Origin of the sequence: Aquihabitans sp. McL0605 (genome assembly GCF_049993875.1) — a bacterium.
Classification (GTDB): Bacteria; Actinomycetota; Acidimicrobiia; order Acidimicrobiales; family Iamiaceae; genus Aquihabitans.
Genome location: NZ_CP188252.1, coordinates 3,436,743 through 3,460,424, shown reverse-complemented (window position 1 = coordinate 3,460,424; position 23,682 = coordinate 3,436,743). Strand labels below are relative to the sequence as shown.

At 72.3% G+C, this 23,682-nt stretch carries 26 protein-coding genes; 13 read left to right on the top strand and 13 right to left on the bottom strand.

Annotated features, from left to right (window positions below):
- Positions 1-4 precede the first annotated feature (4 nt).
- The 3 genes from ACPPVX_RS15970 to ACPPVX_RS15960 form a co-directional block, all read right to left on the bottom strand.
- A complete protein-coding gene (locus tag ACPPVX_RS15970; RefSeq protein ID WP_426571563.1) occupies positions 5-1,687 on the bottom strand; it encodes an NAD-dependent malic enzyme in 1,683 nt (560 codons plus the stop codon).
- A gap of 138 nt (positions 1,688-1,825) precedes the next feature.
- The gene (locus tag ACPPVX_RS15965) at positions 1,826-2,875 is read right to left on the bottom strand and encodes a cytochrome d ubiquinol oxidase subunit II (RefSeq protein ID WP_426571562.1); all 1,050 of its coding nucleotides are present in this window, start codon (positions 2,873-2,875) and stop codon (positions 1,826-1,828) included.
- Complete coding sequence (locus ACPPVX_RS15960; protein ID WP_426571561.1) at positions 2,872-4,272, bottom strand: cytochrome ubiquinol oxidase subunit I; 1,401 nt, start codon at positions 4,270-4,272, stop codon at positions 2,872-2,874. Before ACPPVX_RS15960 ends, ACPPVX_RS15965 begins: the two co-directional genes overlap by 4 nt.
- Before the next feature lie 82 nt (positions 4,273-4,354).
- Between ACPPVX_RS15960 and ACPPVX_RS15955 the strand changes: the two genes are divergently transcribed.
- The gene (locus ACPPVX_RS15955) at positions 4,355-4,558 is read left to right on the top strand and encodes a hypothetical protein (protein WP_426571560.1); all 204 of its coding nucleotides are present in this window, start codon (positions 4,355-4,357) and stop codon (positions 4,556-4,558) included.
- Between the two features lie 18 nt (positions 4,559-4,576).
- Here ACPPVX_RS15955 and ACPPVX_RS15950 read toward each other — a convergent pair whose 3' ends face one another.
- Positions 4,577-5,350, bottom strand: a complete 774-nt coding sequence (locus tag ACPPVX_RS15950) for a class I SAM-dependent methyltransferase (RefSeq protein ID WP_426571559.1) — start codon at positions 5,348-5,350, stop codon at positions 4,577-4,579.
- Between the two features lie 35 nt (positions 5,351-5,385).
- Here ACPPVX_RS15950 and ACPPVX_RS15945 point away from each other — a divergent pair, with 35 nt between their 5' ends.
- The 4 genes from ACPPVX_RS15945 to ACPPVX_RS15930 all read left to right on the top strand — a co-directional run bounded on the left by ACPPVX_RS15945 (position 5,386) and on the right by ACPPVX_RS15930 (position 10,566).
- Positions 5,386-5,958: a GNAT family N-acetyltransferase gene (locus ACPPVX_RS15945; protein ID WP_426571558.1), complete on the top strand. Its 573-nt coding sequence runs from the start codon at positions 5,386-5,388 to the stop codon at positions 5,956-5,958.
- Between the two features lie 101 nt (positions 5,959-6,059).
- Positions 6,060-8,966: a M6 family metalloprotease domain-containing protein gene (locus ACPPVX_RS15940; protein ID WP_426571557.1), complete on the top strand. Its 2,907-nt coding sequence runs from the start codon at positions 6,060-6,062 to the stop codon at positions 8,964-8,966.
- Entirely contained in the window at positions 8,963-9,556 is a 594-nt protein-coding gene (locus ACPPVX_RS15935) for a hypothetical protein (RefSeq protein WP_426571556.1), read from the top strand. Before ACPPVX_RS15940 ends, ACPPVX_RS15935 begins: the two co-directional genes overlap by 4 nt.
- Before the next feature lie 32 nt (positions 9,557-9,588).
- A complete protein-coding gene (locus tag ACPPVX_RS15930) occupies positions 9,589-10,566 on the top strand; it encodes an alpha/beta hydrolase family esterase (protein ID WP_426571555.1) in 978 nt (325 codons plus the stop codon).
- A 17-nt stretch (positions 10,567-10,583) separates the two neighbouring features.
- On the opposite strand, the gene ACPPVX_RS15925 is transcribed toward ACPPVX_RS15930, so the two are convergent.
- Positions 10,584-11,090, bottom strand: a complete 507-nt coding sequence (locus ACPPVX_RS15925) for a flavin reductase family protein (protein WP_426571554.1) — start codon at positions 11,088-11,090, stop codon at positions 10,584-10,586.
- A gap of 15 nt (positions 11,091-11,105) precedes the next feature.
- Positions 11,106-11,486: a large conductance mechanosensitive channel protein MscL gene (gene mscL / locus ACPPVX_RS15920; RefSeq protein WP_426571553.1), complete on the bottom strand. Its 381-nt coding sequence runs from the start codon at positions 11,484-11,486 to the stop codon at positions 11,106-11,108.
- 144 nt (positions 11,487-11,630) lie between these two features.
- Between mscL and ACPPVX_RS15915 the strand changes: the two genes are divergently transcribed.
- The 4 genes from ACPPVX_RS15915 (at position 11,631) to ACPPVX_RS15900 (ending at position 15,270) form a co-directional block, all read left to right on the top strand.
- Complete coding sequence (locus ACPPVX_RS15915; RefSeq protein WP_426571552.1) at positions 11,631-11,948, top strand: STAS domain-containing protein; 318 nt, start codon at positions 11,631-11,633, stop codon at positions 11,946-11,948.
- Between the two features lie 84 nt (positions 11,949-12,032).
- The gene (locus ACPPVX_RS15910) at positions 12,033-13,235 is read left to right on the top strand and encodes a PP2C family protein-serine/threonine phosphatase (protein WP_426571551.1); all 1,203 of its coding nucleotides are present in this window, start codon (positions 12,033-12,035) and stop codon (positions 13,233-13,235) included.
- Positions 13,232-14,800 carry a sensor histidine kinase gene (locus ACPPVX_RS15905; protein ID WP_426571550.1) on the top strand — a complete coding sequence of 523 codons (1,569 nt, stop codon included), beginning with the start codon at positions 13,232-13,234 and terminating at the stop codon, positions 14,798-14,800. Before ACPPVX_RS15910 ends, ACPPVX_RS15905 begins: the two co-directional genes overlap by 4 nt.
- On the top strand, positions 14,800-15,270 hold the full coding sequence (locus tag ACPPVX_RS15900; RefSeq protein WP_426571549.1) for a response regulator: 471 nt from the start codon (positions 14,800-14,802) through the stop codon (positions 15,268-15,270). Before ACPPVX_RS15905 ends, ACPPVX_RS15900 begins: the two co-directional genes overlap by 1 nt.
- A gap of 108 nt (positions 15,271-15,378) precedes the next feature.
- Here ACPPVX_RS15900 and ACPPVX_RS15895 read toward each other — a convergent pair whose 3' ends face one another.
- Positions 15,379-15,552: a CsbD family protein gene (locus ACPPVX_RS15895; protein ID WP_426571548.1), complete on the bottom strand. Its 174-nt coding sequence runs from the start codon at positions 15,550-15,552 to the stop codon at positions 15,379-15,381.
- A gap of 196 nt (positions 15,553-15,748) precedes the next feature.
- Here ACPPVX_RS15895 and ACPPVX_RS15890 point away from each other — a divergent pair, with 196 nt between their 5' ends.
- Together ACPPVX_RS15890 and ACPPVX_RS15885 are read left to right on the top strand one after the other, a co-directional pair.
- The gene (locus tag ACPPVX_RS15890; protein ID WP_426571547.1) at positions 15,749-16,162 is read left to right on the top strand and encodes a hypothetical protein; all 414 of its coding nucleotides are present in this window, start codon (positions 15,749-15,751) and stop codon (positions 16,160-16,162) included.
- Positions 16,159-16,971 (top strand): SigB/SigF/SigG family RNA polymerase sigma factor, encoded by an 813-nt coding sequence (locus tag ACPPVX_RS15885; RefSeq protein WP_426571546.1) that lies wholly within the window; start codon positions 16,159-16,161, stop codon positions 16,969-16,971. Before ACPPVX_RS15890 ends, ACPPVX_RS15885 begins: the two co-directional genes overlap by 4 nt.
- Here ACPPVX_RS15885 and ACPPVX_RS15880 read toward each other — a convergent pair whose 3' ends face one another.
- The 5 genes from ACPPVX_RS15880 to ACPPVX_RS15860 form a co-directional block, all read right to left on the bottom strand.
- Positions 16,972-17,634, bottom strand: coding sequence for a LuxR C-terminal-related transcriptional regulator (locus tag ACPPVX_RS15880; RefSeq protein ID WP_426571545.1), 663 nt, complete (start codon positions 17,632-17,634; stop codon positions 16,972-16,974). It abuts the gene before it with no gap.
- Positions 17,631-18,044: an STAS domain-containing protein gene (locus ACPPVX_RS15875; RefSeq protein ID WP_426571544.1), complete on the bottom strand. Its 414-nt coding sequence runs from the start codon at positions 18,042-18,044 to the stop codon at positions 17,631-17,633. The genes ACPPVX_RS15880 and ACPPVX_RS15875 overlap by 4 nt, the downstream gene beginning before the upstream one ends.
- Before the next feature lie 135 nt (positions 18,045-18,179).
- Positions 18,180-19,244, bottom strand: a complete 1,065-nt coding sequence (locus ACPPVX_RS15870) for an alpha/beta hydrolase family esterase (RefSeq protein WP_426571543.1) — start codon at positions 19,242-19,244, stop codon at positions 18,180-18,182.
- A gap of 40 nt (positions 19,245-19,284) precedes the next feature.
- Entirely contained in the window at positions 19,285-19,809 is a 525-nt protein-coding gene (locus tag ACPPVX_RS15865) for a hypothetical protein (protein ID WP_426571542.1), read from the bottom strand.
- A gap of 87 nt (positions 19,810-19,896) precedes the next feature.
- Complete coding sequence (locus ACPPVX_RS15860; protein ID WP_426571541.1) at positions 19,897-20,571, bottom strand: GAP family protein; 675 nt, start codon at positions 20,569-20,571, stop codon at positions 19,897-19,899.
- Between the two features lie 159 nt (positions 20,572-20,730).
- Here ACPPVX_RS15860 and ACPPVX_RS15855 point away from each other — a divergent pair, with 159 nt between their 5' ends.
- Both ACPPVX_RS15855 and ACPPVX_RS15850 read left to right on the top strand, forming a co-directional pair.
- The gene (locus tag ACPPVX_RS15855) at positions 20,731-21,648 is read left to right on the top strand and encodes a formylglycine-generating enzyme family protein (protein WP_426575046.1); all 918 of its coding nucleotides are present in this window, start codon (positions 20,731-20,733) and stop codon (positions 21,646-21,648) included.
- Positions 21,645-23,384, top strand: coding sequence for a SulP family inorganic anion transporter (locus tag ACPPVX_RS15850; protein WP_426571540.1), 1,740 nt, complete (start codon positions 21,645-21,647; stop codon positions 23,382-23,384). Before ACPPVX_RS15855 ends, ACPPVX_RS15850 begins: the two co-directional genes overlap by 4 nt.
- On the opposite strand, the gene ACPPVX_RS15845 is transcribed toward ACPPVX_RS15850, so the two are convergent.
- Positions 23,373-23,651 (bottom strand): hypothetical protein, encoded by a 279-nt coding sequence (locus ACPPVX_RS15845; RefSeq protein WP_426571539.1) that lies wholly within the window; start codon positions 23,649-23,651, stop codon positions 23,373-23,375. The two genes, ACPPVX_RS15850 and ACPPVX_RS15845, sit on opposite strands and share 12 nt — an antisense overlap.
- Positions 23,652-23,682 lie beyond the last annotated feature (31 nt).

The window sequence follows — 23,682 nt, the reverse complement described above, 5'->3', positions numbered from 1 at the left end:
GGGCTCAGGTGGCCGGGACGTAGGGCGGGTAGTCGGCCACCCACATGGTGCGGTCGACGGCGGCGGTGAGCTCGTCGTCGGTGGCGGCCGGCGCCAGGCCCTGGGCCACCGCCTGCCGGCCCACCGCGATGGCGATCGCCCGGCTGACGGCGCGGACGTCGACGAGCGCGGGCAGCAGGCTGTCGCCGGGGCTCCGGGCGTCGACGTGCTGGGCGAGGGCGTGGGCGGCGGCCATGAACATCTCGTCGGACACCCGGGTGGCCTTGGCGGCGCGGACCCCGAGCCCGATGCCGGGGAAGATGTAGGAGTTGTTGCTCTGGGCGATCGTGTAGGTGACGCCGCCGTGCGTGACCGGCTGCGACGGGCTGCCGGTGGCGACGAGGGCCCGGCCGTCGGTCCACGCGATCACGTCGTCGGCGGTGGCCTCGGCGCGCGACGTGGGGTTCGACAGCGGGAAGATGATGGGCTGGTCGTTGCCGGCGGCCATGGCCCGCACGACCTCCTCGGTGAAGAGCCCGGGCACGCCGGTGACCCCGATCAGCACCGACGGCCGGGCGTTGCGCACGACGTCGACGAGCGTGATGTCGGTGGGGTCGGCGACGGTCCAGCCGTCGAGCGCGGCGCGGTGCTGGGCGAGCGGCACCTGGAACGGCTCGAGGCCGTCCATGTCGTCGACGAGCACGCCGGGCCGGTCGACCATGAAGAACCGGGCCCGGGCGTCGGCGTCGGACAGCCCGTCGGCCACCATCGCCTGCACGATCTGCTCGGCGATGCCGGAGCCTGCGGACCCGGCGCCCACGATCACGATCTTCTGGTCGGTCAGCGCCCGGTCCGACTGGCGCAGGGCCGAGAGCGTGGCCGCCAGGGCGACGGTGGCCGTGCCCTGGATGTCGTCGTTGAACGTGCACAGCCGGTCGCGGTAGCGGTCGAGCAGGAGGTGGGCATGGTGCTCGGCGAAGTCCTCGAACTGGAAGAGGACGTCGGGGTAGACCTCGATGACGCCCTGGACGACGGCTTCGATGAAGCGGTCGTAGTCGGCGCCGACGATGCGCTCGTGGCGCCAGCCGAGGTAGTCGGGGTCGTGGCGCCGGGCCTCGTTGTTGGTGCCGACGTCGAGCACGATCGGCAGCGTGGTGGCGGGGTCGATGCCGCCGCACGCGGAGTACAGCGACAGCTTCCCGATGGGGATGCCGAGCCCGTCGGCGCCCTGATCGCCGAGGCCCAGGATGCGCTCGCCGTCGGTCACGACGATGACGGCCACCTCGGCGTGCGGGACCGACCGCAGCATCTCGGGGATCCGGTCGATGTCGGGGTACGAGAGGAAGAGGCCGCGGTGGTGCTGGTAGATGCGGCTGAACTGCTGGCACGCCTCGCCGACGGTGGGCGTGTAGACGATCGGAAGCAGGTCGTAGATGTCGTCGAGGATCACGCGGAGGAACAGCGTCTCGTCGGTGTCCTGCACGCTGCGCAGCAGCATGTGCTTGCCGAGCGGCGTGGGCTCGTCGTCGAGCTGCGAGCGCACCCGGTCGGCGCGCTGCTCGATGGTCTCGATGTGGGTGGGCAGCAGCCCGTGGAGGCCGAACGCATCGCGCTCCTCGACCGTGAACGCGGTCCCCTTGTTCAGCGTGGGGTCGGCGAGGAGCCGCTGCCCCCGCACATCGACGGACTTCGGCCCGCTGGCTGCCATGACCCCTCCAGGTGCTCGTCGGGTCGAGTGCGACCGACCACGGCCCGCGCCGCTCGCGGACGATAGCAGCGGCCCTTGGGCGGCGCCGGGGTGCCCCCGGGGCAGGTTCGCCCTGGTCAGACGGCGTTCAGGCGGCGTTCAAGCCGGGTCCGGTGCCGCCTCGGTGGGGGTGGCGGGCGGCTCGGGCGCCCCCTCCTCGGGCAGCAGGTTCTTCTGGTCGAGCGTGAACAGGAGGGCCAGCGCCGGCAGGACGATGACGCACGCCAGCCCGAACGCCACCAGCACGGCGCCGAGCGTGCCCGAGGGCGCCGCGGTCTCGGAGATCTCCATGGTGGTGGGGATGACGTACGGCCACTGGGCGACGCCCCACGCCGCGACGATCCCGCCCACCGCGCCGACGGCGGCCATGCGGGCGAAGCGGTGCGAGCCGCGCACGAGCAGCACGAGGGAGCCCACCCCGCCCACGGCCGAGACGAGCACCAGCGGGAGCGCACGCGAGGTCAGCCCGTCGAACAGGTACGAGGCGTCGGCGTGGATGACGAAGATCCCCGCGATGGCGACGATGCCGGCCACCACGGCCGAGACGATCGCCCGGCGCCGGAAGTACTCGACCATGTCGTCTTCGCCCATGCGCCGGGCATCGAACACCAGGTACACCGAGGCCAGGTAGGCGACGGCCACGACCGCGAGCACGCCGCCCAGCAGCGACGTGGGGTTGAGCCAGCTCGACCACGGGTCGCCGGCCGAGCCGCCTGCGGGCACGCGCCCGGTGGCGATGGCGCCCGCCACCGTGCCGAAGAGGAACGGCACCATGAGCGACCCGAGCGCGAAGGCGGCGCCGAAGTTGCGCTGGTCGCGGGTCCGGAAGACGGCCTTGCGGAAGGCGAAGCTCGCTCCCCGCAGCACGATGCCCAGCGCGGCGAGCACGAGGGGGACGAACAGTGTGGAGGTGATCGACGCGTAGGCGGTGGGGAACGAGGTCCACAGCACCACGAACACGAAGATCAGCCACACGTGGTTGGCCTCCCACACCGGTCCGATCGACCGGTCGATCACCTCGCGCGGACGGGCACCCCGCCGGGCGCCACCGGCGAGCAGGTCCCAGATCCCGGCGCCGAAGTCGGCGCCGCCGAAGATCGCGTACGCCAGCACCCCGATGAACAAGATGCAGGCGATCGCCGTGCTCACGGCGCCGACGCCCCGTGCTCGATCCGGCCCGACGGCCCGTACGGCACGTCCTCCTCATCGACCACCTCGCCCTGGCGGTACCGCCGGCTCATCCCGCGCAGCACGAGGATGGTGGTGACGCCGAGACCGGCGTAGAGGAGGACCACGCCCACGAAGCTGATCCACACGCCGGTGCTCCCCGTGGCCGCGTCTTCGACGCGCATGTAGTTGTAGACGATCCAAGGCTGGCGCCCGACCTCGGTGACCACCCAGCCGGCCTCCATCGTGATCACCGAGAGCACGCCGAACGCGGTGGCGATCCGGAGGAACCACCGCCCCTGAGGGAGCCGGCGGCGGACCAGCCAGAAGCCGCCGTAGTAGAGCGACACGAGGAACATCAGCGTCCCCAGGCCCACCATGACGTCCCAGGCCAGGTGGACCGTGTTGACCTGCGACAGGGTGGGCTCGTCGTCGGCCGGCCACTCGTCCAGGCCCTGGACCACGGTGTCCTTGCCGGTGGACGGGCCCGACAGCCGCGAGGCCAGGCCGGGGATCGGGATGCCGCCGGTGACGGTGCCGTCCTCGTTGAGGTGGCCGAGCAGCGTCTCGGGCACGTCGCCCTTCGTCTCGGGCACCAGCTCGATGGCGGCGAACTTGGTGGGCTGCTCTTCGTAGACCCACCGGGCCAGCGAGTCGCCGACGCCCATCTGGATCGGCATGGCGATGGCGGCGACGGTGAACGCGATGGTGAACCCGAGCCGGTGGTAGTGGTCGTTGCGGCCCCGCAGCATCCCGAACGCGTAGACCGAGGCCACGAGGAACCCGCCGACGATGTAGGCGGCCACGATCATGTGGAGCGATGCGAGCGGCATCCCCTTGTTGAAGATGACCTCCCACGGGTTCACCTTCGAGACGTTGCCGTCGGCGTCGAGCGTGAAGCCCGACGGCGAGTTCATCCAGGCGTTGGCCGCCACCACCGACGCGCTGCCCATGATCCCGGCGATCACGATCGGCACGCCCGCCCAGAAGTGCGCCCAGGGCTTCAGCCGCTTCCAGCCGAACAGGTAGATGGAGACGAAGATCGCCTCGGTGAAGAAGAACAGGCCCTCGAACGCGAAGGGGATGCCGAACGCCTCACCCCACCGGCCCATGAAGCGCGGCCACAGGAGACCGAACTCGAAGGTGAGGACGGTGCCAGTGACCGCACCGACCGCCAGGGTGACCGCCATGTACTTCGACCACCGCTGGGCGAGCAGCATGGCGTCGGCATCGTCGTGCTTGAGCCCGCGGTAGTTGGCGATGAGCATGAGGGCGGCCCACGACACGCCGAGCGGCACGAGGATGATGTGGAACGCCAGCGTGAACGCCATCTGGGACCGGGCCCACGGCACCGGGTTCACGGCCAGGAGATGTCCCACTGCCTCTCGCCCCCCGGTCCCGGCACGCGAACGCCCTGCTGGGCGGCCTGGGCGCGGAGCTTACCGAGTACTCTCCGGCGCCATGGGTAGCAGCAAGAGCAAGCCGCGCAAGGGCCACCAGAATCCGCAGCACCTGCCCAAGGTCGGCACGCCGCAGAACCTCGAGTGGCGCCACGAGGGCGAGCGCAAGGACGCGTTCGGGGTCTTCGGGGGCAAGTGGACGGCGATCATCATCGCGGTCCTGGTGGTGGCGGCGGCGATCGGCCTGATCTTCATCACCGCCTGATCGGCACGCCCCTCCGGGTCAGCCGGCGAGGTGGGCCACCCAGAGGTCCTCGGCCGGCCACCGGCTCGCCCACTCGGCGGTGACGATGTCGTAGTACTCGTGGGTGGGTGCGTCCTCGGGCGGGTAGAGCTCGTGGAGGGCGTCGACCACGAAGCCGGCGGCGCGGAGCTCGCGGATCCAGTCGCCGTGGCCGGGGTGGAACTCGACCCCGCCGTCGACCCAGGCGATCGGGTAGAGGTCGCGCTGCGGACGCAGGAGCCGTTCGCCGGCGAACCCCTCGTCCGCGGGGACGCACAGCCCGGCGAGCACGCTGTTGGTGAGGAAGATCAGCCGCCCGCCGGGCTTCAGGAGGCGGGCCGCCTCGGGCAGCCACCGCTTCGGGTCGCACCACGGGCCCGCCCCGTACTCGCTGATCACCAGGTCGAAGGCGCCCGACCGCAGCGGGACCTGCTCGCCGTTCGCCTCCACGAGCGGGAACGATCGGCCGGTCCGTCGTTGGCACCGCCGGGCCGTGTCGAGCTGGTCGGGGCTCAGGTCGACCGCCACCGGGCGCGCCCCGGCTCGGTCCAGCCACGCCGACAGGTAGGCGGTGCCGCACCCGAGCTCGACCACCGCGGCGCCGGTCACGTCGCCGAGCAGGCCGAGGTCTCGTTCGGGGATGCGGAACAGGCCCCAGCTGATCTCGGGGGCGGCCCACATCGCCTCGGCGTCGTCGTCGGTGAACTGGGCGTTGACGAGCGACCAGAGGTGCCGGTTGCGGGCCAGGTCGAGCGGCTTGTCGTCCGGGCGCATCGCCGTCATCCAACCACACGCCTACCCTCGCCCCGATGCCCAGCGAGATCGAAGACATCACCGCGGCCGGCCTGCGCCTCGTGGCCGTCCCGGCCGAGGTGCTGCGCCGCGTCGGCGAGGCCCAGGACGCTCGCGCCGGGGGCGACGACGCCGGTGCCCCGGTGCCGTGGCCGGCCGTCGGCGACCTCTCCCCCGAGCTGTGGACCGGGATGCCGGCCCGGATGCGCCTCGACCAGCTGGCGGACGATCCGGCGCTCGCCCGGTGGCTGGTGCGGGCGATCGTGATCGACGATCCCGACCGGCCTGGCACCCCCCTCGTCGTCGGGCACCTGGGCGGGCACGGCGCTCCCGGCGACGACGGGAGCGTGGAGATCGGGTACACCGTGGCCGCGGCGCACCAGGGGCGGGGCCTGGCCACGGCGGCGGCGCGCGCCTGGTTCGGCTGGGCCCACCAGCAGGGCGCCGACCGGGCCCGGCTGTGCACGAGGCCCGACAACGGGCCCTCGAAGGCCATCGCCGCCCGCCTCGGGTTCGACGAGGTGGGCGCGGCGTGGGACGACGACGATGCCTGCTGGGAGCTGGTGTTCGAGCGGCCCCTCCCCCTCTGATCCGGCCCGTCCCGATGGGACCGACCGTGGCGATCCGCCCCAAGGGCGCGTAGCCTCGCCCGGCGGGTTGCGGTGCCCGTCTGGACCCTGCGGAGGAACGCGTGCGAGCACGATGGACGGCCCTGGCCGTCGCGGTGGCGATCGTGGTGGTGCCGGCGGCCGCAGGCGCCGACGCCGCGCAGCTCGTCCCGGCCACCACGGCGCCCATCACGAGCACGCCTCCTGCCGGGACCGCGGGTGACCCGGGGGTGGCCCTGCCGGCACCCACGGCGGCCGACACCGCGTCGGCCGACGCGGAGCCCGAGGCCACCCACGCCGTCCGCCCCGGCACCACGGCCGCCCCGGTGAACCCGGCGGCCACCACGCTGGTGCAACCCGACGGGACGACGTTCAGCGCCACCGCCTGGGGCGATGGCACCTCACACGGCTACCAGGACGCGTCGGGCTACACCGTCACCCGCCGGGCCGACGGCACCTGGGTGTACGCCACCGCGGTCGACCGAGGTGGCGACCTGGTCGCCGGGCGGTCGGCGGCGGGGTCGAGCGCGCCGCCCGCCGGCACCGACACCCAGCTGCGCCCGGAGCCCGCCGCTGCCGCGCCCTCGGCCGACGCCGATGCCGAAAAGGCCGCGGCGGACGGCGCCACCACCAACGCGGTGCGCGTCCCCCACGACGGCCCGGCCCCCACCGTGGTCATCCTCGCCAAGTTCACCGATCAGACCAGCGCCACCACGCCCGCCCAGTGGGCCACCCGCTACTTCGGCAGCGGCTACGGCATCGCCGACTTCTACGACAAGGCGTCGTACGGCAACCTCGACCTCACCCCCGCCACGGAGACGTCGGGCACGAACGACGGCATCGTCGGCTGGGTGTCCGTGGGCACCAAGCACCCGAACACCGCCGACTTCACCGATGCCGTGTACGCCGTCGCCACCAACGCGATCAAGGCCGCCAACCCGTACGTCGACTTCGGCAGCTACGACGCGAACCACGACGGAGCGATCGACAGCCACGAGCTCCACGTCGTCGTGATCGCCGCCGGCTACGAAGCGTCGTTCGACTCGTACGCCCCCTGCGGGAAGATGCTGTGGGGCCACCGCGGCGCGCTCTACGGCTCGCAGGTCCCCACCGTCGACGGGGTGAAGGTCGGCTCGTTCGACGGCGACGGCGGCTACCAGATGTTCGGCGAGCGGCACTGCTCGAACAACGATCCGGGCGCCTCGCACCAGGCGACGATGGGGATCATGGCCCACGAGTTCGGCCACGACCTGGGCCTGCCCGACCTGTACGCGTACGGCGTCGAGGGCGGCGACACCGGCGAGTTCAGCCTCATGGCGTACGGCTCGTGGCTGACCACGGGCACGGCCCCGCTCGGGTCGAGCCCGGCGCTGCCCGACGCGTTCAGCCGCGTGTACGAGGGGTGGGTCACGCCCACGGTCGTCCAGGGCGCGGGTCAGGTGGTGTCGATCCCGGCCGCCACCGAACCGGTCGCGCCCAAGGTGGTGCAGGTCCTCCCCAACCCGAACGGGATCGACTGGGCCAGCGGCATCTCGGGCAACCAGCCCGGCACCGGCGAGTACTTCCTCATCGAGAACCGCACCCAGACCGGGTACGACGGCGGGCTGCCCGGCTGCGGCATCCTCATCTGGCACATCGACGAGTCGCAGTCCCCCGACTGGCCCAACTCCAGCACGACGCGGTTCCTGGTCGGGCTCGAGCAGGCCGACGGCAACGGCGACCTGGCGAGCGGCGACAACCGGGGCGACGACGGCGACCCCTTCCCCGGATCGGAGGGGAACACGTCGTTCACGAACCTCACCAACCCCAACAGCCGCCGCTACAACGGTTCGGCCACCAGCGTGTCGGTCACCGTGCCGGCAGGGGCGTGCGCGGCATCGAAGTCGATCACGGTGTCGAGCCCGTCGAGCTACGTGCCCGTGAACGATGCGTTCGCCTCCCCCACCGTCCTGAACGGCACGTCGGGCCGGGTCGCCTCGTCCAGCACGCAGGCCACCAAGGAGGCGGGCGAGCCCGCCCACGCCGACAACCCTGGCGGCGCGTCGGTCTGGTACTCGTGGACGGCGCCGGCCAGCGGCACCCTGTCGATCGACATGACGAACACCGGGTTCGACAGCACCCTCGCCGTGTACACCGGGTCGGCCGTCGGATCGCTGCAGCCCATCGCGTCGGACGACGACGACAGCTGGTACACCAGCGCGCTCTGGGGCGTGTCGGTGACCGGCGGCACCACGTACCGCATCGCCGTCGACGGCTTCAACGACACGATCCGCATCCCGCAGGGCTCGCTGGAGTTCACGTGGACGTTCGACGGCGGCACGAGCCCCGACCCGTTCGCGTCATGGGCCAAGCTGATCGACCGGCAGTACCTCGACCTCAAGGGCGCCCTCCCCACGACCGCCACGCGGAACAACTGGATCGCGCGGATGACGGCCAAGGGCAGCGACCAGTACCAGCTGGTCTCCGACCTCCGCGGCACCACCGACAACACGACCAACGTCGATCCGGTCGCCCGCCTGTACCGGGCCTACTTCCTGCGCGATCCCGACCCGGGCGGCTTCTCGTACTGGATCTCGAAGAGGCGCAACGGGTCGTCCCTCAACGGGATCTCGAGCACGTTCGCCGGGTCGAGCGAGTTCAAGCGGGCGTACGGCCCGCTCTCCAACCACGCGTTCGTCGCGCTCGTCTACCAGAACGTGCTCGGCCGCCCCGGTGAGGCGTCGGGTGTGGCGTACTGGACCGGTCAGCTCGACGCCCACAAGAAGACCCGCGGCCAGGTGATGGTGGGCTTCTCCGAGTCGTCTGAGTACATCCGCACCCAGAAGGTGCCCATCAACCTGTCGGTGGCCACGTTGCTCATGCTGGGCCGCACGCCGTACCCCAACGAGCTCGCCTACTGGACCGCCCAGGACCACCTCGGCCGCTTCTCCAACGTGGCCCTCGCCCGCTGGGTCTTCCACCTCCCCGACTACCGAGGCACCATCTCGTGACCACCCCGACCACGCCGCCGCCGAACGGTCCCAGCGACCCCACCGACCCCACCGACCCCGGCGGCACCGGCGGCACCGGTTCCAGCGGCGCGGACCAGCCTCCCGAGTACAAGCGCTGGCTGCCGGCGATCGGCCTCGCCATCGTGCTCCTGATCCTCGTGGTGGTGGCCGTGATCGTCCGGTCGGGCGACGACGGCGGCCGCGACACCACCACGACGACGAGCAGCACCACGAGCTCCAGCTCCACCAGCACGTCGAGCACCTCGACCACCGCGGCCCCCACCACCGCCCCGCCCACCACGGCGCCTCCCACCACGGCGCCGCCGACGACCGCGCCGCCCACGACCGCACCCCCGACCACCGCCCCCACCTCCGCCGAGGACGCCGCCACCATCGCCTCGTGCAACACGGGCGACGAGTTCGCCTGCTACGAGGTGGGCCGGCTGGGCCTCACCCCGCCGGCGTCGATCACCGATGCGGCCGGGTGGAAGGCCAAGCCCGACGACGCCGTGGCCACCGGCTGCGCCCAGGACCTGGACGTGTCGGCCTGCTACGTGGCGGGCACCCGCAAGCTCGTCATCGGCGACTGAGCGGCGCGACAGGCCACCGCTACGGTGAGCCGGTGCCCACCCCGCCCTCCCCGCCGCCCGCTCGCGCCCGGCGCGTCCGGGCGGCGTTCGTGATCGCCGCCTCGCTCGGCGTGCTCCTCGCCGCGTGCTCCACCAGCGGCTCCAGCGCCGAGGCGGGGTCGACCACCACGGGCTCGACGGCACCGGGCTCGACGACCACCACGACCGCAGCGTCGAGTCCCACCGTGCCTGCCGACCGGCCCATCGACGTGGCGGTCCCCAAGACCTACCGGCCCGGCTCCCCTGCTCCCCTCCTGGTGCTCCTCCACGGCTACACCGCCGACGGGAAGCTCCAGGGCGCCTACCTCCACATGCCCCAGGCCGCCGATGCGGCCGGGATGCTCTACGTCGCTCCCGACGGCACGAAGAACGCGCTCGGCAACCGGTTCTGGAACGCCACCGACGCCTGCTGCGCCAAGGGCCGGAACCCGGTCGACGACTCCACCTACCTGCTGGCCGTGATCGACCAGGTGAAGGCGCAGTACGACGTCGACCCGAAGCGGGTGTTCGTCGTGGGCCACAGCAACGGCGGGTTCATGTCGTACCGGATGGCCTGCGACCACGCCGACGTGATCGCCGCCGTGGCCAGCATCGAGGGCGCCACGTGGGACGACCCGAGCCGGTGCCAGCCGTCCGCCCCCGTCTCGGCGCTCGAGATCCACGGCACCGCCGACGAGACCATCGCCTACGACGGCGGCTCGATCCTGGGCTCGGCCTACCCCAGCGCCACCCAGACGGTGAAGACCTGGGCCGGCTACGACGGCTGCGACCCCACCCCTGTCCGCCCCGCCCCGGCGGACCGCCGGATCGAGAAGGACCACCCGCCGGCCACGGTCACCCGGTACGGCGGCTGCCGGGCCCACACCGGCGTCGAGCTCTGGACCCAGCCCGACGGCACCCACATCCCGAGCTGGACCGACGACTTCTCGACCCAGATCATCGACTGGCTCCAGGCCCACCCCAAGGCCTGACCCGACGACCGCTCGGCTCAGCCGCCGGCGGGCGGGTCCCCGGCTGGGTGCCCCGGCTCCATGTCCTCGACCGCGGCGAGGCGCATCGGAGCGACCGGCTCGGCGGAGCCGAACGCGATCGGCTCGGTGATGATGCCGACGTGATCGCCGCCGTCGTCGACCACGTCGATCCGACGGACGACCATGTGCGCGGGGCAGTCGAGCAGCACCGGCACCCCGCCGGGCCCCTCGGCCCACCGGCAGCGGGCGAACTTGTCGGTGTCGTCGCCGGTGGTGGCACCGAACAGGTGGGCCAGGGCGCGCTGGTCGGCACCGAGCACGTGCACGGCGAGGTGCGAGGCGGCGACCGCGACGGGGTACGTGTGGTTCGCCCTCGAGATCCAGACGCCGTAGCGCAGCGGCTCGATGCTCACCTGCGAGTGGAACCCGACCAGGCACCCCGAGCGCCCTCCCTGGTGGGCGGCCGTCACGATGACCATCGCGGGGTCCATCGACCCCATCAGGACATCGAACGGCTCAGCCACGGCCGGTTCCCCGCCTCAGGGCGCCGAGGGCTTGTCGGCGATCTGCTGCAGCAGGGCGATCATCTGCTCCTGCTCGGTGGGGCCCTCGGGCTCCTCGCCGCGAGCGCGGCGGGCGTTGAGGGCGTTCATCGGGACGACGACCACGAAGTAGATGGCCGCCGCGGTGATCACGAACGTGATGAGCGCCGAGATGAACGCCGCGTAGTCGAAGACCTGCCCGTCGATCGTGAAGGAGCCGCCCTTGATGCCGCCTCCGGTGATGAGCCGGATCAGCGGGCTGATGAACGAGTCGGTGAACTGCTTCACCACGGCGCCGAACGCGGCGCCGATGACGACGCCGACCGCCAGGTCGACGACGTTGCCCTTCATGACGAACTTCTTGAAGCCTTCGAGCATGTTGAGCGCACCCTCACGTGTGTCGACCGGTCGCCACAGTCTGGTTCGACGAGCGACCCGGTACCCGCATGCCGTCCCGCCGACCCGTCGAGAGGGTGCCGAGGGCTCGGTCACTCCGCGACTGCGTGCGGCTACGCTCCGGACATGGTGATGGGCGAGTCCTACTTCCGGGTGGAGATCGACGGCAGCTCCCGACCCGTCCGGGTGACGGCCGCCGGCGAGCTCGATGCCGCCTCGGCCGACCAGCTGGCCACGGCGCTCACCGACGCGCAACGGGCCGCAGCCGGCATCGCGCTCGACCTGACCGACGTCACCTTCATCGACTCGTCGGGCCTGCGCGTCATCGCCGCCGAGGTGGCTCGGGCCGACGACACGGGCGAGGCCTTCACCATCTCGGGCGCCAGCGATGCCGTCCGGCGCATCTTCGAGATGACCGGGCTGAGCGCCCTCCTCGCGTCCTGAGGCGGCCATCCGCCGGGTGAGCGAGAATTCACCCGGCCGGGGGGTGCAGTCCTGGCTCACCTCGGCAAACATGCAGGTCTCCCCATGACCGACCTCCCTGCCAAGACCTGGGCCCCGCCCGAGCACATGTCGCCGCGCGACGCGCCGCACCTGGTGGTGCTGGTGGAAGACGATCCGGGCGACACCATCCTGTTCGAGGCCGCGATCCGCGACGCCGACCCGGAGCTGAAGCTGCGCTGCGTGACCGATGCCGCCGGCCTCCTGGCGCTGGCGGCCACCGAGCGGGTGTCGTGCGTCGTGCTCGACCTGGGCCTGCCGGGGGCCACCGGCTTCGAGGCGCTCGACCACATCGTCGAGCTCGGCCCGCCCGCGGCCATCGTGGTCCTCACCGGGTGGGGCGATGCCCAGGCCGGCATCCAGGCCCTGGCGCGCGGGGCCCAGGACTACCTGGTGAAGGGCGAGGTCGACGGCCGCACCATCGCCCGGTCGATCCGCTTCGCCGTCGAGCGCAAGCGCTCGCAGCTGGCGGCGGCCGCCCTCGTCGAGGCCAACCACCGCGAACAGGAGCAGCACCGGCTGGAGCGGGCCCTGCTGATCGAGCCGGCGGTGGTCCGGCCGGATGTCCGGTGGACCACGCGCTACATCGCCGCTCGGGCAGGGGTGGTCAGCGGCGACTTCTACGACGGCATCGAGCTGCCCGACGGCACCCTGCGGTTCGTCGTGGGCGACGTGGCCGGACACGGCACCGACGAGGCCGCGCTCGGTGTCGGCCTCCGGGCCGCCTGGCGGGCCCTGGTCCTGGCCGGCCTCGATCCGGCCGCGGTGCTGCTCTCGCTCGAGGACTTCCTGCTGGCCGAGCGGCCCCGTGGCGACGAGTTCGCCACCGTCTGCGACCTCACCATCGCCTCCGACCTCCACCGGGTCTGCGTGCGCAGCGCGGGCCACCCCCCACCGGTGCTCGCCGGCACGGGCGCCCTCCACGACACCAACGGACGATCGCCCCTGGGGATCCGCCTCGGCGACGGCGGCCTGCCCGGAACCGCCTACGAGCTGGCCGACGGGTGGAGCATCGCCACCTACACCGATGGGCTCTTCGAGGTGCGCGACCACAGCGGCGCCATCCTCCCGGTCGACCAGGTGCCCGGCGCGGTCGAGGCCGCGGCCCGGGACCGGGGGATCGATGCCGACGCCCTCATCGCCGGCTTCGCCGGACGAGCCGTCGACGGGTGGCGCGACGATGTGGCGGTCCTGGTCGTCGAGCACCACCCGGGGGCCGGCGCCCCGTGAGCCCCGCGCGATCGGGCGCCCACTCCCTCGAGCAGCTCTCCACCGCCGCCTGGATCACCGCCCTGGTGGCGCTCGTCGCCGGCACCGCCATCATCTGGGTGGGCTTCACCCAGCTGCTCGACGCCCGTACCCGCGCCTTCGACCGCCTGCAGCCCGCCCTGGTGTCGACGCAGGAGCTGCGGACCAGCCTCGTCGACCAGGAGACCGGCATCCGGGGCTACGCCATCACGCGCGATGACCGGCTCCTCGATCCGTACCGCTTCGGCCAGCGCGACCAGGTAGCCGCCGAGCGGTCGATCCTCGCCGACTTCGATGCCGACGCCTTCCGTCCCGAGGTGGTGACCGGGCTGGCCAAGGTCGATGCCGCCATGGCCTCGTGGCGCAAGGACGTGGCCGACCCGCTGCTCGAGTCGGGCGTCGACCGCGCCGATGTCGATGCGGTGTTCCTCCGATCGCAGTCCTCGTTCGACGCGGTCCGCCACCGCCTCGACGACCTGGAGCGCGCGCTGATCGCCGAGCAGGCGGACGCGCGCGCCGAGCTCGACCGCACCACGACGCGCCTGGTCATCTCGATCGGTGCCGCGATCGGCCTGTTCGCGCTCGTGAGCCTGGCCGGGAGCTGGATCCTGCGGCGCCGGGTGGTCGATCCGGTCGAGGAGCTGGTCACCGCGGCCGACGCGGTGGCGACGGACCGCCTCGACCAGCCGATCGAGGTCACGGGCCCGGCGGAGATCGAGCACCTCGCGCAGCGCGTCAGCGAGATGCGGGACCGGATCGTCGGGGAGCTGGCGGCCGTCGAGGCGGCCCGGGTGGAGCTGGATCGCCGCGCCGCCGACCTGGCCCGGTCCAACGCCGACCTGGAGCAGTTCGCCTACGTGGCGTCGCACGACCTCCAGGAGCCGCTGCGGAAGGTGGCCTCCTTCTGCCAGCTCCTCGAGCAGCGCTACGGCGACCAGCTCGACGAGCGCGGCCACTCGTACATCGAGTTCGCGGTCGACGGCGCGAAGCGGATGCAAGCGCTGATCGCCGACCTGCTCGAGTTCTCCCGCCTCGGCCGCAGCACCCGTTCGTTCGTGCCGTGCGACCTCGACGCCATCGCGCACGGGGCGATCGACGCCTGGGCCGACCAGCTCGAGGGCGCGACGATCGACGTGCAGCCGCTGCCCACCGTCCGCGGCGACGCCACCCTCTACGGCGCGCTGTTCCAGAACCTCATCGGCAACTCGGTGAAGTACCGCACCGAGGGCTCCGCCCCCACCATCCGCCTGTCGGCCGAGCGCGACGGCGACCACTGGACCTTCGCCTGCTCCGACGAGGGCATCGGCATCGAGCCCCGGTACCGCGAGCGGGTGTTCGCCATCTTCCAGCGCCTGCACGGCCGCGACGAGTTCGACGGCACCGGCATCGGCCTGGCCCTGTGCCGGAAGATCGTCGAGTTCAGCGGCGGCCGGATCTGGATCGACGATCCCGTCGGCGGCACCGGCACCACCGTCCGCTGGACCCTCCCGCTCGAAGCGCCCGACCCGGCGCCCCTCCCCTCTCCACCTCCCACGTCAGGAACCTGATGAACAGCACGGACCCGTTGCGCCGGCCGAGCGAGCCGGCTCGCATCCTCCTCGTCGAGGACGACCCCGGCGATGTCCTGATCACCCGCGAGTCGCTCGCCGAATCGCAGGTCGCGTGCGACCTCTCGGTCGTCGACGACGGCCAGATGGCCCTCGACTACCTGCACAAGCGGGGGGCCTACGCCGACGCGCCCACCCCGCACCTGGTCCTCCTCGACCTGAACCTGCCCAAGGTCAGCGGCCACGAGGTGCTGGCCGAGGTGAAGGGCGACCCGGACCTGGCCCCGATCCCGGTCATCGTGCTGTCCACCAGTGCCGCCGACGAGGACGTCCTGCAGACCTACGCGCTCCACGCCAACGCCTTCATCACCAAGCCCGTCGACTTCGACCGCTTCCACGACGTGGTCCGCAGCATCGACCACTTCTTCTTGAACGTGGCCCAGCTCCCCCGTCGCCGCGACGACGGGTGAGCGTCCACGGCGCCGTGCGGCATCGGGGCGCGAAGCGGCCCCCGACGACGGTCGTTCGCCGGGGGCCGCTTCGTGGTGGGGTCTCAGGCGGAGCGGGCTCCGCTCCGATCAGTCGCGCTTGTCCTTGAGCTTGTCGACCGCGTCGTCCACCTTGTCCTTGGCGTTCTCGGCGAACTCCTTCACGCTGGCCCCGGCCCGATCGGCCTGGCCTTCGCGCTTCTTGTCGGGGTCGTTGGTCAGATCGCCCACGGCCTCCTTGACCCGGCCCTTGGTCTCATCCATCGAACTACCCATCGGACGTGCTCCTTCTTGCGTCGGACTGCGCCCCGGGCTCGGTGCCCGTGGCTGGAGGGCCGGTACCCGCCCGTGCTCCCCGCCATACCCGCAGGCCGGGATCGGGCACCGTATGGACCACCACCGGCAGGGGTACCGGTCAGTACACGGCCAGGCACCCTTCGTTCGGTGCGAGGATGACGACATGGACACACCCGAGAGCCCCATCGTGACCATCACGGTCCCGGCCGACGTGCGCTTCTTCCGTTCCGTCCGGTTGGCGGTCGGCGGCTTGGCCACCCTGGTCGGCTTCGACGTGGAGGCCATCGACGACCTGCGCATCGCGGTCGACGAGGTCTGCGCCGCCCTGGTCGACGCGGGCAACGGCGACGACCTCCGCCTGGAGGTCTGCGCCCAGGTCGGCACCAGCCTCCGCATCGAGGGGACCGTGCCCAAGGGGACGCTCGGCTTCGACGAAGAGCGCTTCGCGTTCTCGCGGCAGATCCTGTCGGTCGTGGCCGACGAGTACGGCTACACCACCGACGACCGGTCGGTGAACTGCTGGCTGGAGCGCCGCCTCGACCGCGAGGGCAGCAGCGTCGACGCCGGGACCCCGTGACCCCGCCGCGCGGCGACGGCGACGGCGACCCCGCCGAGCTCACCGCCCGGTTCCAGCAGTACCGCGAGACCGGTGACCGCCGGCTCCGCAACGAGCTGGTCGCCGAGACCCGCTCGCTGGCCGAAGCCTGCGCCCGCCGCTTCGCCAACCGAGGCGAGCCGCTCGACGACCTCGAGCAGGTGGCCATGCTCGGGCTCGTCAAGGCGGTCGAGCGCTTCGACCCGCAGTTCGGGGTGCCGTTCGGCGGGTTCGCGGTGCCCACGATCACCGGCGAGCTGCGCCGTCACTTCCGCGATGCCACCTGGGCGCTGAAGGTGCCCCGTCGGGCCAAGGACCTGCACGTCCGGATCCCCACCGCCATCAGCCGGCTGAGCGCCCAGACCGGGCACTCGCCCACCCCCGCCGAGATCGCGACCGAGCTGGGCGTGAGCCTCGACGAGGTGCTCGACGCGCTCGACGCCGGCTCCGCCTACCGCACCACGTCGAGCGACACCACCGAGGGCGCCACCGCGGCCAGCCACGCCATCGCCCGCGCCGACGTGGGCGACGGCCTCCCGCCCGACGAGCGCGTCCTGCTCACCCAGCTGCTCGAGTCACTGCCCGAGCGCGAGCGCACCATCGTCTACCTGCGCTTCTTCGAGGACCTCAGCCAGTCCGAGATCGCCGCCCAGGTGGGCATGAGCCAGGTCCACGTGTCCCGGCTCCTGCGCCGGGCGCTGCGCGACCTGAGGGAGCAGGTCGAACCGGCCGAGACCGACGAGGACGGCGACGCTGCCGACCCCGCCGGCCCGGCGGGTGGGGTGGGGTGATCAGGCGCCGAGGCCCTCGCGCCAGGCCTTGGCCACCGCGCCGCCGCGGTCGTTGACCCCGAGCTTGCGGTAGATCTGCTGGAGGTGGGTGCGGACGGTCTCTCGGCCCACGCCCAGCTGGTCGGCCACGCCGTTGACGGACCCGCCCTTGGCGATGGCCTGGAGCACCTCGGCCTCGCGGCGCGACAGGCCCAGGTGGGCACCCGACCACTTCTGCCGGGCCGACGAGCGGGCCGCGAGCACGGCGGCCTCGGTGGCGAGCCCGGGGTCGACGACCACCTCACCGCGGGCGATGCGCTCGAGCGACGACACCAGGTCCTCGGTGGCGATCGACTTGAGCAGGTACCCGCGCACGCCGGCGCGCAGGGCGGCGAACAGGTGGCGGAGGTCGTCGGCCTCGGTGAACACCGTGACCGCGAAGCTGGGATCGGTGGCCAGCACCATCTCGACGGCATCGAGCCCCGCCCCGGTCCGGCCGAAGGCATCGATCAACATGATGTCGGCGTCGGCATCGGCGAAGGTCTCGTAGAGGATCTCCGGATCCCCCGTGGCCGTGCCCACCACCTCGACGCGGTCCCCGTAGGGCGCGAGGAGGCCGCGCAGGCCCTCGACGATCAGCTCGACATCGTTGGACAGGATCACTCGCAGGGGGCGATCGGTCATGCTTCTGGCTCCTTCAGGGCCTCGAGGATTCCGGTCATCGACAGGATCCGTTCGGCATTGGGGGATACGGCGACGATGCGCAACTTGGATGAGGACTCGTCGAGCAACCGACTCGATCGCACGATGATCCGGATCCCGGCGGAATCGATGAACGAGGTCTCGTCGAGGTCGAGCAGGACGGTCCGACCGCCTGCTCCGGCGCTGACGAGGATGGGACCGAGGGCAGGGGCGGTCGAGGCGTCGAGCTCGCCGGCCACCCGCACGGTGGCGGCGGTGCTGCCGCTGGTGACCGAGGCCTCGAAGGGCACGGCCACCGGCTGGGCCACAGGGTCGGGCCCGCCGCGCACGCCGCGCTCGGCTGCGGCCGAGCGCTGGGCCCGACGCTGCGCACGCCGTTGACGGAGGCTCATGGCCGTCACTACCCACCGTGGTCGGATCGCATACCCGCGTGGCCGAGATCGGGTCAGTGCCTGCTCACCCGGATGGGTCAGGGCACCTCATCATCGTCGCCCCCCACCCGCTCCTGACCTGCGGCCCGCCCTTCGTCAGCTCCGGCGAGGGTGGGCCTCGAACCAGTCGAGCGCCAGGTCGGTGGCGTCGATGGTCTCGGTGGTGAGCTTCGGGTCGCCGCCGATCTTGATGGCGGCTCCGGGCCAGGTGTGACCCCCGCCCTTCACGGTGTAGAGCTCCACTCCCACCCCGGGGTCGCAGCCGTGGAACCGGCGCAGCACCACGTCGTCGCCGATGGTGGTGATCTCTGGCTCCGGGTCGCAACCGCCGCCCTTCGCCCAGCCGGCGATGTTGAACAGCGCGCCGGGCAGGCCACGGTTGCTCCCGGTGACGACGACGCCCGGATCGGCCCCGTCGCCGTAGGGCACCACCGGGTCGGCGGTGCCGTGGAACGCCATCACCGGCAGGGGCCGGCAGTCGTTGGGGTGCACCTCGACGGCCACGAGCACCGCGGCGGCGTAGCGGTCACCCGAGGAGCAGGCGGTCACGGCGGCCTTCCACGCCCCGAGCGAGATGCCCATGATGTCGACGCGGTCCTGGTCGATGCAGTAGCGGGACTCGAGGTCGGTGACGAGCGCGTCGAGGAAGTCGGCATCGGCGCCGGCGGGGGCGATCTGCCACTTCCCGTCGACGGCGTCGGGCGTGGCGACGATCATCCCGCGGCCGGTGGCCTGCCGGGGCACATCGCCGTAGATGCTGGCCTGGAGGGCGTTGGACCCGCTCCCGTGCAGGTTGAGCACCAGGGGCGCGGGCTCGGCGGGGTCGTAGCCGGTGGGCACGGCGAGCCGGTACGACCGGTCGACCCCGCCGCTGGGCAGCGTCTGCACCACGTCGCCCGGCGCCTGGGCGCCGATGGCCGCCACGTCGGCCCTCTTCCCGCACCCGGGGGTGGCCACGACCGCCGCCGTGGTGGTGCTGGCCTGGCCCGCGGCGCCACCGCTCGTGGTGGCACCGCTCGTGGTGGCACCGCTCGTGGTGGCGCTGGTCCCGTCGGAGCCGGCGCTGCTGCCGCTGCACGCGGTGGCGGCCAGGGCCAGCGCCACGCCGATGGCGAGCAGGGCGCCACGGCGCCGGGGAGAGGAGGACGGGTGGGACCGCACGGACGCGGACCCTACCGACCGCCACCCCCCGGCCGCGGTGCTACTCGGACTTGGCCTCGTCCTCGATGGCCTTGGTGTCGGCCTTGAGCTGCTTGGCCTCGACCTTCTGGGCCTTCTTCATGGCCGCCTCGATCTTGGACTGCATGTCGGACACCCCGACCACGACCAGCCCGGCGGTGCCGGCATCGAGGGCCTCGCCGGCGTCCTTGAGGTCGGAGCGGCTCATGCCGGCCGCGGCGTGGCCGGCGACCGAGCCGAGCAGCGTGCCGCCCGCGGTGGTGCCGACCAGCAGGCCGGTGCCGATGGCCGCGGCCGGGAACAGGGCGATGACGAGGCCGGTGGCCAGGCCCACGCCGCCACCCAGGACACCGCCGGCGCGGGTGGGCGTCTCGTGCTTCTTGACGATCTTGACCTTGCCGTCGCTGCGGCGCTCGACGACGGCCGCGTCGTAGGCGTCGATGAGGCCGAGATCGGTGTGGAGGTCCTTGATGACCTCGTAGTCGGACTTGGCGTCCTCGACGTCGGCGTAGACGCCGATGTAGGCGAAGAAGGTGTCGACGGGCATGGTGCTGCTCCTGGGGGTGGTGGTGGCCGGACGGTACACGGCCCCTCGACCCCACGCGGCCGACGCCGCCGGCTGTTCACCCAGGGGTCAAGAAGCGACGCCGCCGAGGCCCTGGCCCAGGATCTTCACGCCGAGGAGCAGCAGGATGACCATCATGATCACGGCGTTGTGCTCGGTCATGAAGTCCTTGACCGAGGCAAGCGCCACCGATGCCTTGTCGGTGTCGACCAGGTAGAAGACCACCGAGCCGGCCACCGTGATCGAACCGATGATGACGAAGGCCAGGGCCGCCAGGACGGTGTCGCCGTCGGACAGGCCCGCCTGGGCGATGGCCGCAGCGGCCGACGCGGTGAGCGCCAGGTTCTTGGGGTTGGCGGCGGAGAGGGCGGCGCCCAGCAGCAGGGCCTTGCCCGGTTCGATCTTGTCGACCGTGGCCATCCACGACGGCATCTCGGCCACCTCGCCCTTCTTCGGGCGGCCCCGCCACTGCTTGGCGGCCATCACCAGGAACAGCACGCCGACCGCCACCTGGAACCAGTTGACCGTGTCGGATGCGGTGCTCGACGTGTCAGAGCCGCCGGCGACCACCAGCACGACCGCCATGACGACGACGAGCCCGGCCACCCACCCCACCGCGAACGCCGGCCCGTTGGTCCGCGCCTTGGGGGTCCCGAGCATCAGCACGATCGCGATGATCGGGATCGGGCTGAGGGCCACGGCGACCGCCGCCGGCAGGAGTTGGCCGATGGCCTGGATCAACAACGGTGCGCTCCGGGAGGTCGGGACGTCGGCTCGACGCGGCGGATGTGCTGGTCAGCCTACGGGCGGCGGTCGACGGGGCCCCGGGATGCATGTCCGATCCGCTCGCGTAGGCTCCCGCGGGTGACCACGAACGCCGGGGTGGGCGACGCGACGACCGCCATGGTCGAGATCGCCGGGCGCACCTTCGCGATGGGGTCCGAGCGCTTCTACCCCGAGGAGCGGCCGATCCACGACGAGACCGTCGACGGCTTCTGGATCGACCGGCACCTGGTCACCAACGCGCAGTTCGCCGCCTTCACCGCCGCAACCGGGTACGTGACCGTGGCCGAGCGCCCGCTCGATCCGGCGATGTTCCCCGGCGCCCCCGCCGAGCTGCTCGTGCCCGGCGGCCTGGTGTTCGACCCGCCTCCGGGGCCGGTGCCGCTCGACGACTTCACCCGGTGGTGGGCCTACGTGCCCGGCTCCAGCTGGCGCACCCCGTTCGGCCCTCGGTCGAGCACCGACGGCCGCGGCGACCACCCGGTCGTGCAGGTGGCGTTCGAGGATGCCGAGGCCTACGCGGCCTGGCGCGGCGCCCGGCTCCCCACCGAAGCCGAGTGGGAGCTGGCGGCGCGCGGCGGCCTCGATGGCGCCGAGTTCTGCTGGGGCGACGAGCCCTACCCCGGCGGCCGGCAGCTGGCGAACAGCTGGCAGGGGTCGTTCCCTTGGGAGAACACCAACCTCGACGGCTACCTCGCCACATCGCCGGTGGGCGCGTTCCCGGCCAACGGGCTCGGCCTGTTCGACATGGCCGGCAACGTGTGGGAGTGGACCACCGACTGGTGGGCCGACCAGCACGGCGCCGTCCACTCGTGCTGCGGGCCCACCGTCGATCGAGGCGACCCCGAGGCGTCGAAGGCGCCCGGCGAGCTGCAGCCGCGCCGTGTCATCAAGGGCGGGTCGCACCTCTGCTCGCCGAACTACTGCCTGCGGTTCCGACCAGCCGCCCGCCAGCCCGAAGCCATCGACACGGCCACGTGCCACCTCGGCTTCCGCTGCGTCACCGACACCGACCCGTCGGGCCGCACGGCGCGATGACCGCACCCTCACCGTCGGCCGCCGGGCCGGCAGCCGGGGCGCCCTCCGCGCTCCAGCGGTTCGTGCCCATCGTCGGCTGGCTGCCGAGGTACGACAAGCGCTGGTTCTCCAAGGACGCCATCGCCGGCGCCACCATCTGGGGCCTGCTGATCCCCGAGATGATCGCCTACGCCGGCCTCGCCGGCCTCCCGCCGCAGGCCGGGCTCTACACGTTGATCGCGTCGCTCGTGCTGTACGCCGTGTTCGGCACCAGTCGGCACCTCGTGGTGGCGGGCACGAGCGCGGCGGCCGTCCTGGTGTTCTCCACGATCACCGACCTGAAGCCCGCCGACCCCACCACCTACATGGCCCTGGCCGCCGGCCTGATCGTGCTCACCGGGATCCTCTTCGTGGTGGCCGGCCTCTGCAAGCTCGGGTTCATCACCGCGTTCCTGTCCAAGCCGGTGATGGAGGGCTTCGTCTTCGGTCTGGCGATCTTCATCACGATCAGCCAGCTCCCCAAGCTCTTCGGCCTGGACAAGGGCGACGGGAACTCGATCGAGCAGCTCGGCCACCTGGTCCGGAACCTCGGCGACACCAGCCTCACCACGTTCGCCGTCGGCGGGCTGGCCCTCGCCGCCCTGTTCCTGCTCGAGCGCTTCCTGCCCAAGCTGCCCGGCGGGCTGATCCTCCTGGTGGTCGCCATCGGCGTGAGCGCAGCGCTCGACCTGGCGGCGCACGGCGTGGCCACCGTCGGCTCCATCCCCACCGGGCTGCCCACCCCGAACGTCCCCGACGTGGCGCTGCACGACCTGTGGGTCCTGCTGCCCAGCGCGGCCGGCCTGATGCTCGTGATCTTCAGTGAGGCGCTCGGCGCCGGCCAGAACTTCGCCGACAAGTACGACTACCGCCTCGATCCCGACCAGGAGATGATCGCCCTCGGCGCCGCCAACATCGGCTCCGGGCTGCTGGGCGGCCTGGCGTGCGGCGGCAGCCTCTCGCAGAGCGCGGTGAACGACGGCGCCGGCGCCAGGAGCGAGATGTCGACGATCGTCGCCGCCGTGCTGGCCCTGGTCACGGTGATCGCCCTCACCCCCCTGTTCACCGACCTGCCCGAAGCGGTGCTGGGCGCCCTCATCGTCCACGCCGTCTCGCACCTCATGAAGGTGCCGGAGATGCGCCGCTTCTACCGGCTGGCGCCTCGCGAGTTCTGGCTCGGGATGATCACGCTGGGCGCGGTGCTGGTGCTCGACGTCCTGCCGGCCCTGATCATCGGTGTCGTCGTGTCGATCATCCTGCTCGTGTACCGGGCCAGCCGGCCGCAGCTGTCGGTGCTGGGCCAGCCGCCGCAGGCACCCGGCGTGTTCCTCGACGCCGTGCGCCACCCCGAGGCCGTCCCGACGCCCGGGGTGCTGGTGCTGCGCCCCGATGCGCCGCTCTTCTACGCCAACGCCCAGGCCATCCAGGACGACATCGTCGCCCAGGTCGACCGCGCCGCCGCCGAGCCATCGGTGGTGATCATCGACCTCGACAGCAACGACGAGCTCGACATCACCAGCACCGCGGCGCTCGACAAGCTCGCCGAGTCGCTGGCCAAGCGGGGCATCGTGCTCGCCCTCGCCCACCTCCACGGGCCCGCCGCGTCGATCGCCCGGGCCGATGGCCTCACCGACCGCATCGGCGAGACCCGCATCTTCGCCAACCTGGCGCTCGCGGTGGCCTGGGCCCAAGAGCAGGCCGGGGGCTCACGCGCCTGACGGCGCCTCCGGAGGATCCTCGGGGTCGGGCGTGGTGTCGAGCGGCTGGGCGAGCATGCGCTGGCGCTCGGCCTCCACCAGGTCTCGGAAGCGCCACGACGACGGGCGCCAGCGGCGCCGGGTGGGATCGATGTACGTGAGGGTTCCGGCGTAGAAGCTGAACACCGATCCACACCCTGCACACGTGCCGACCTGGCGCTTGCCCCGGGAGCCCGAGCGCACCGACACCGTCGACGAGCAACGGGGGCACTCGAGCGTGATCTCCATCGTTCCTCCTGTCCGGCCCCCCTTCACCCCC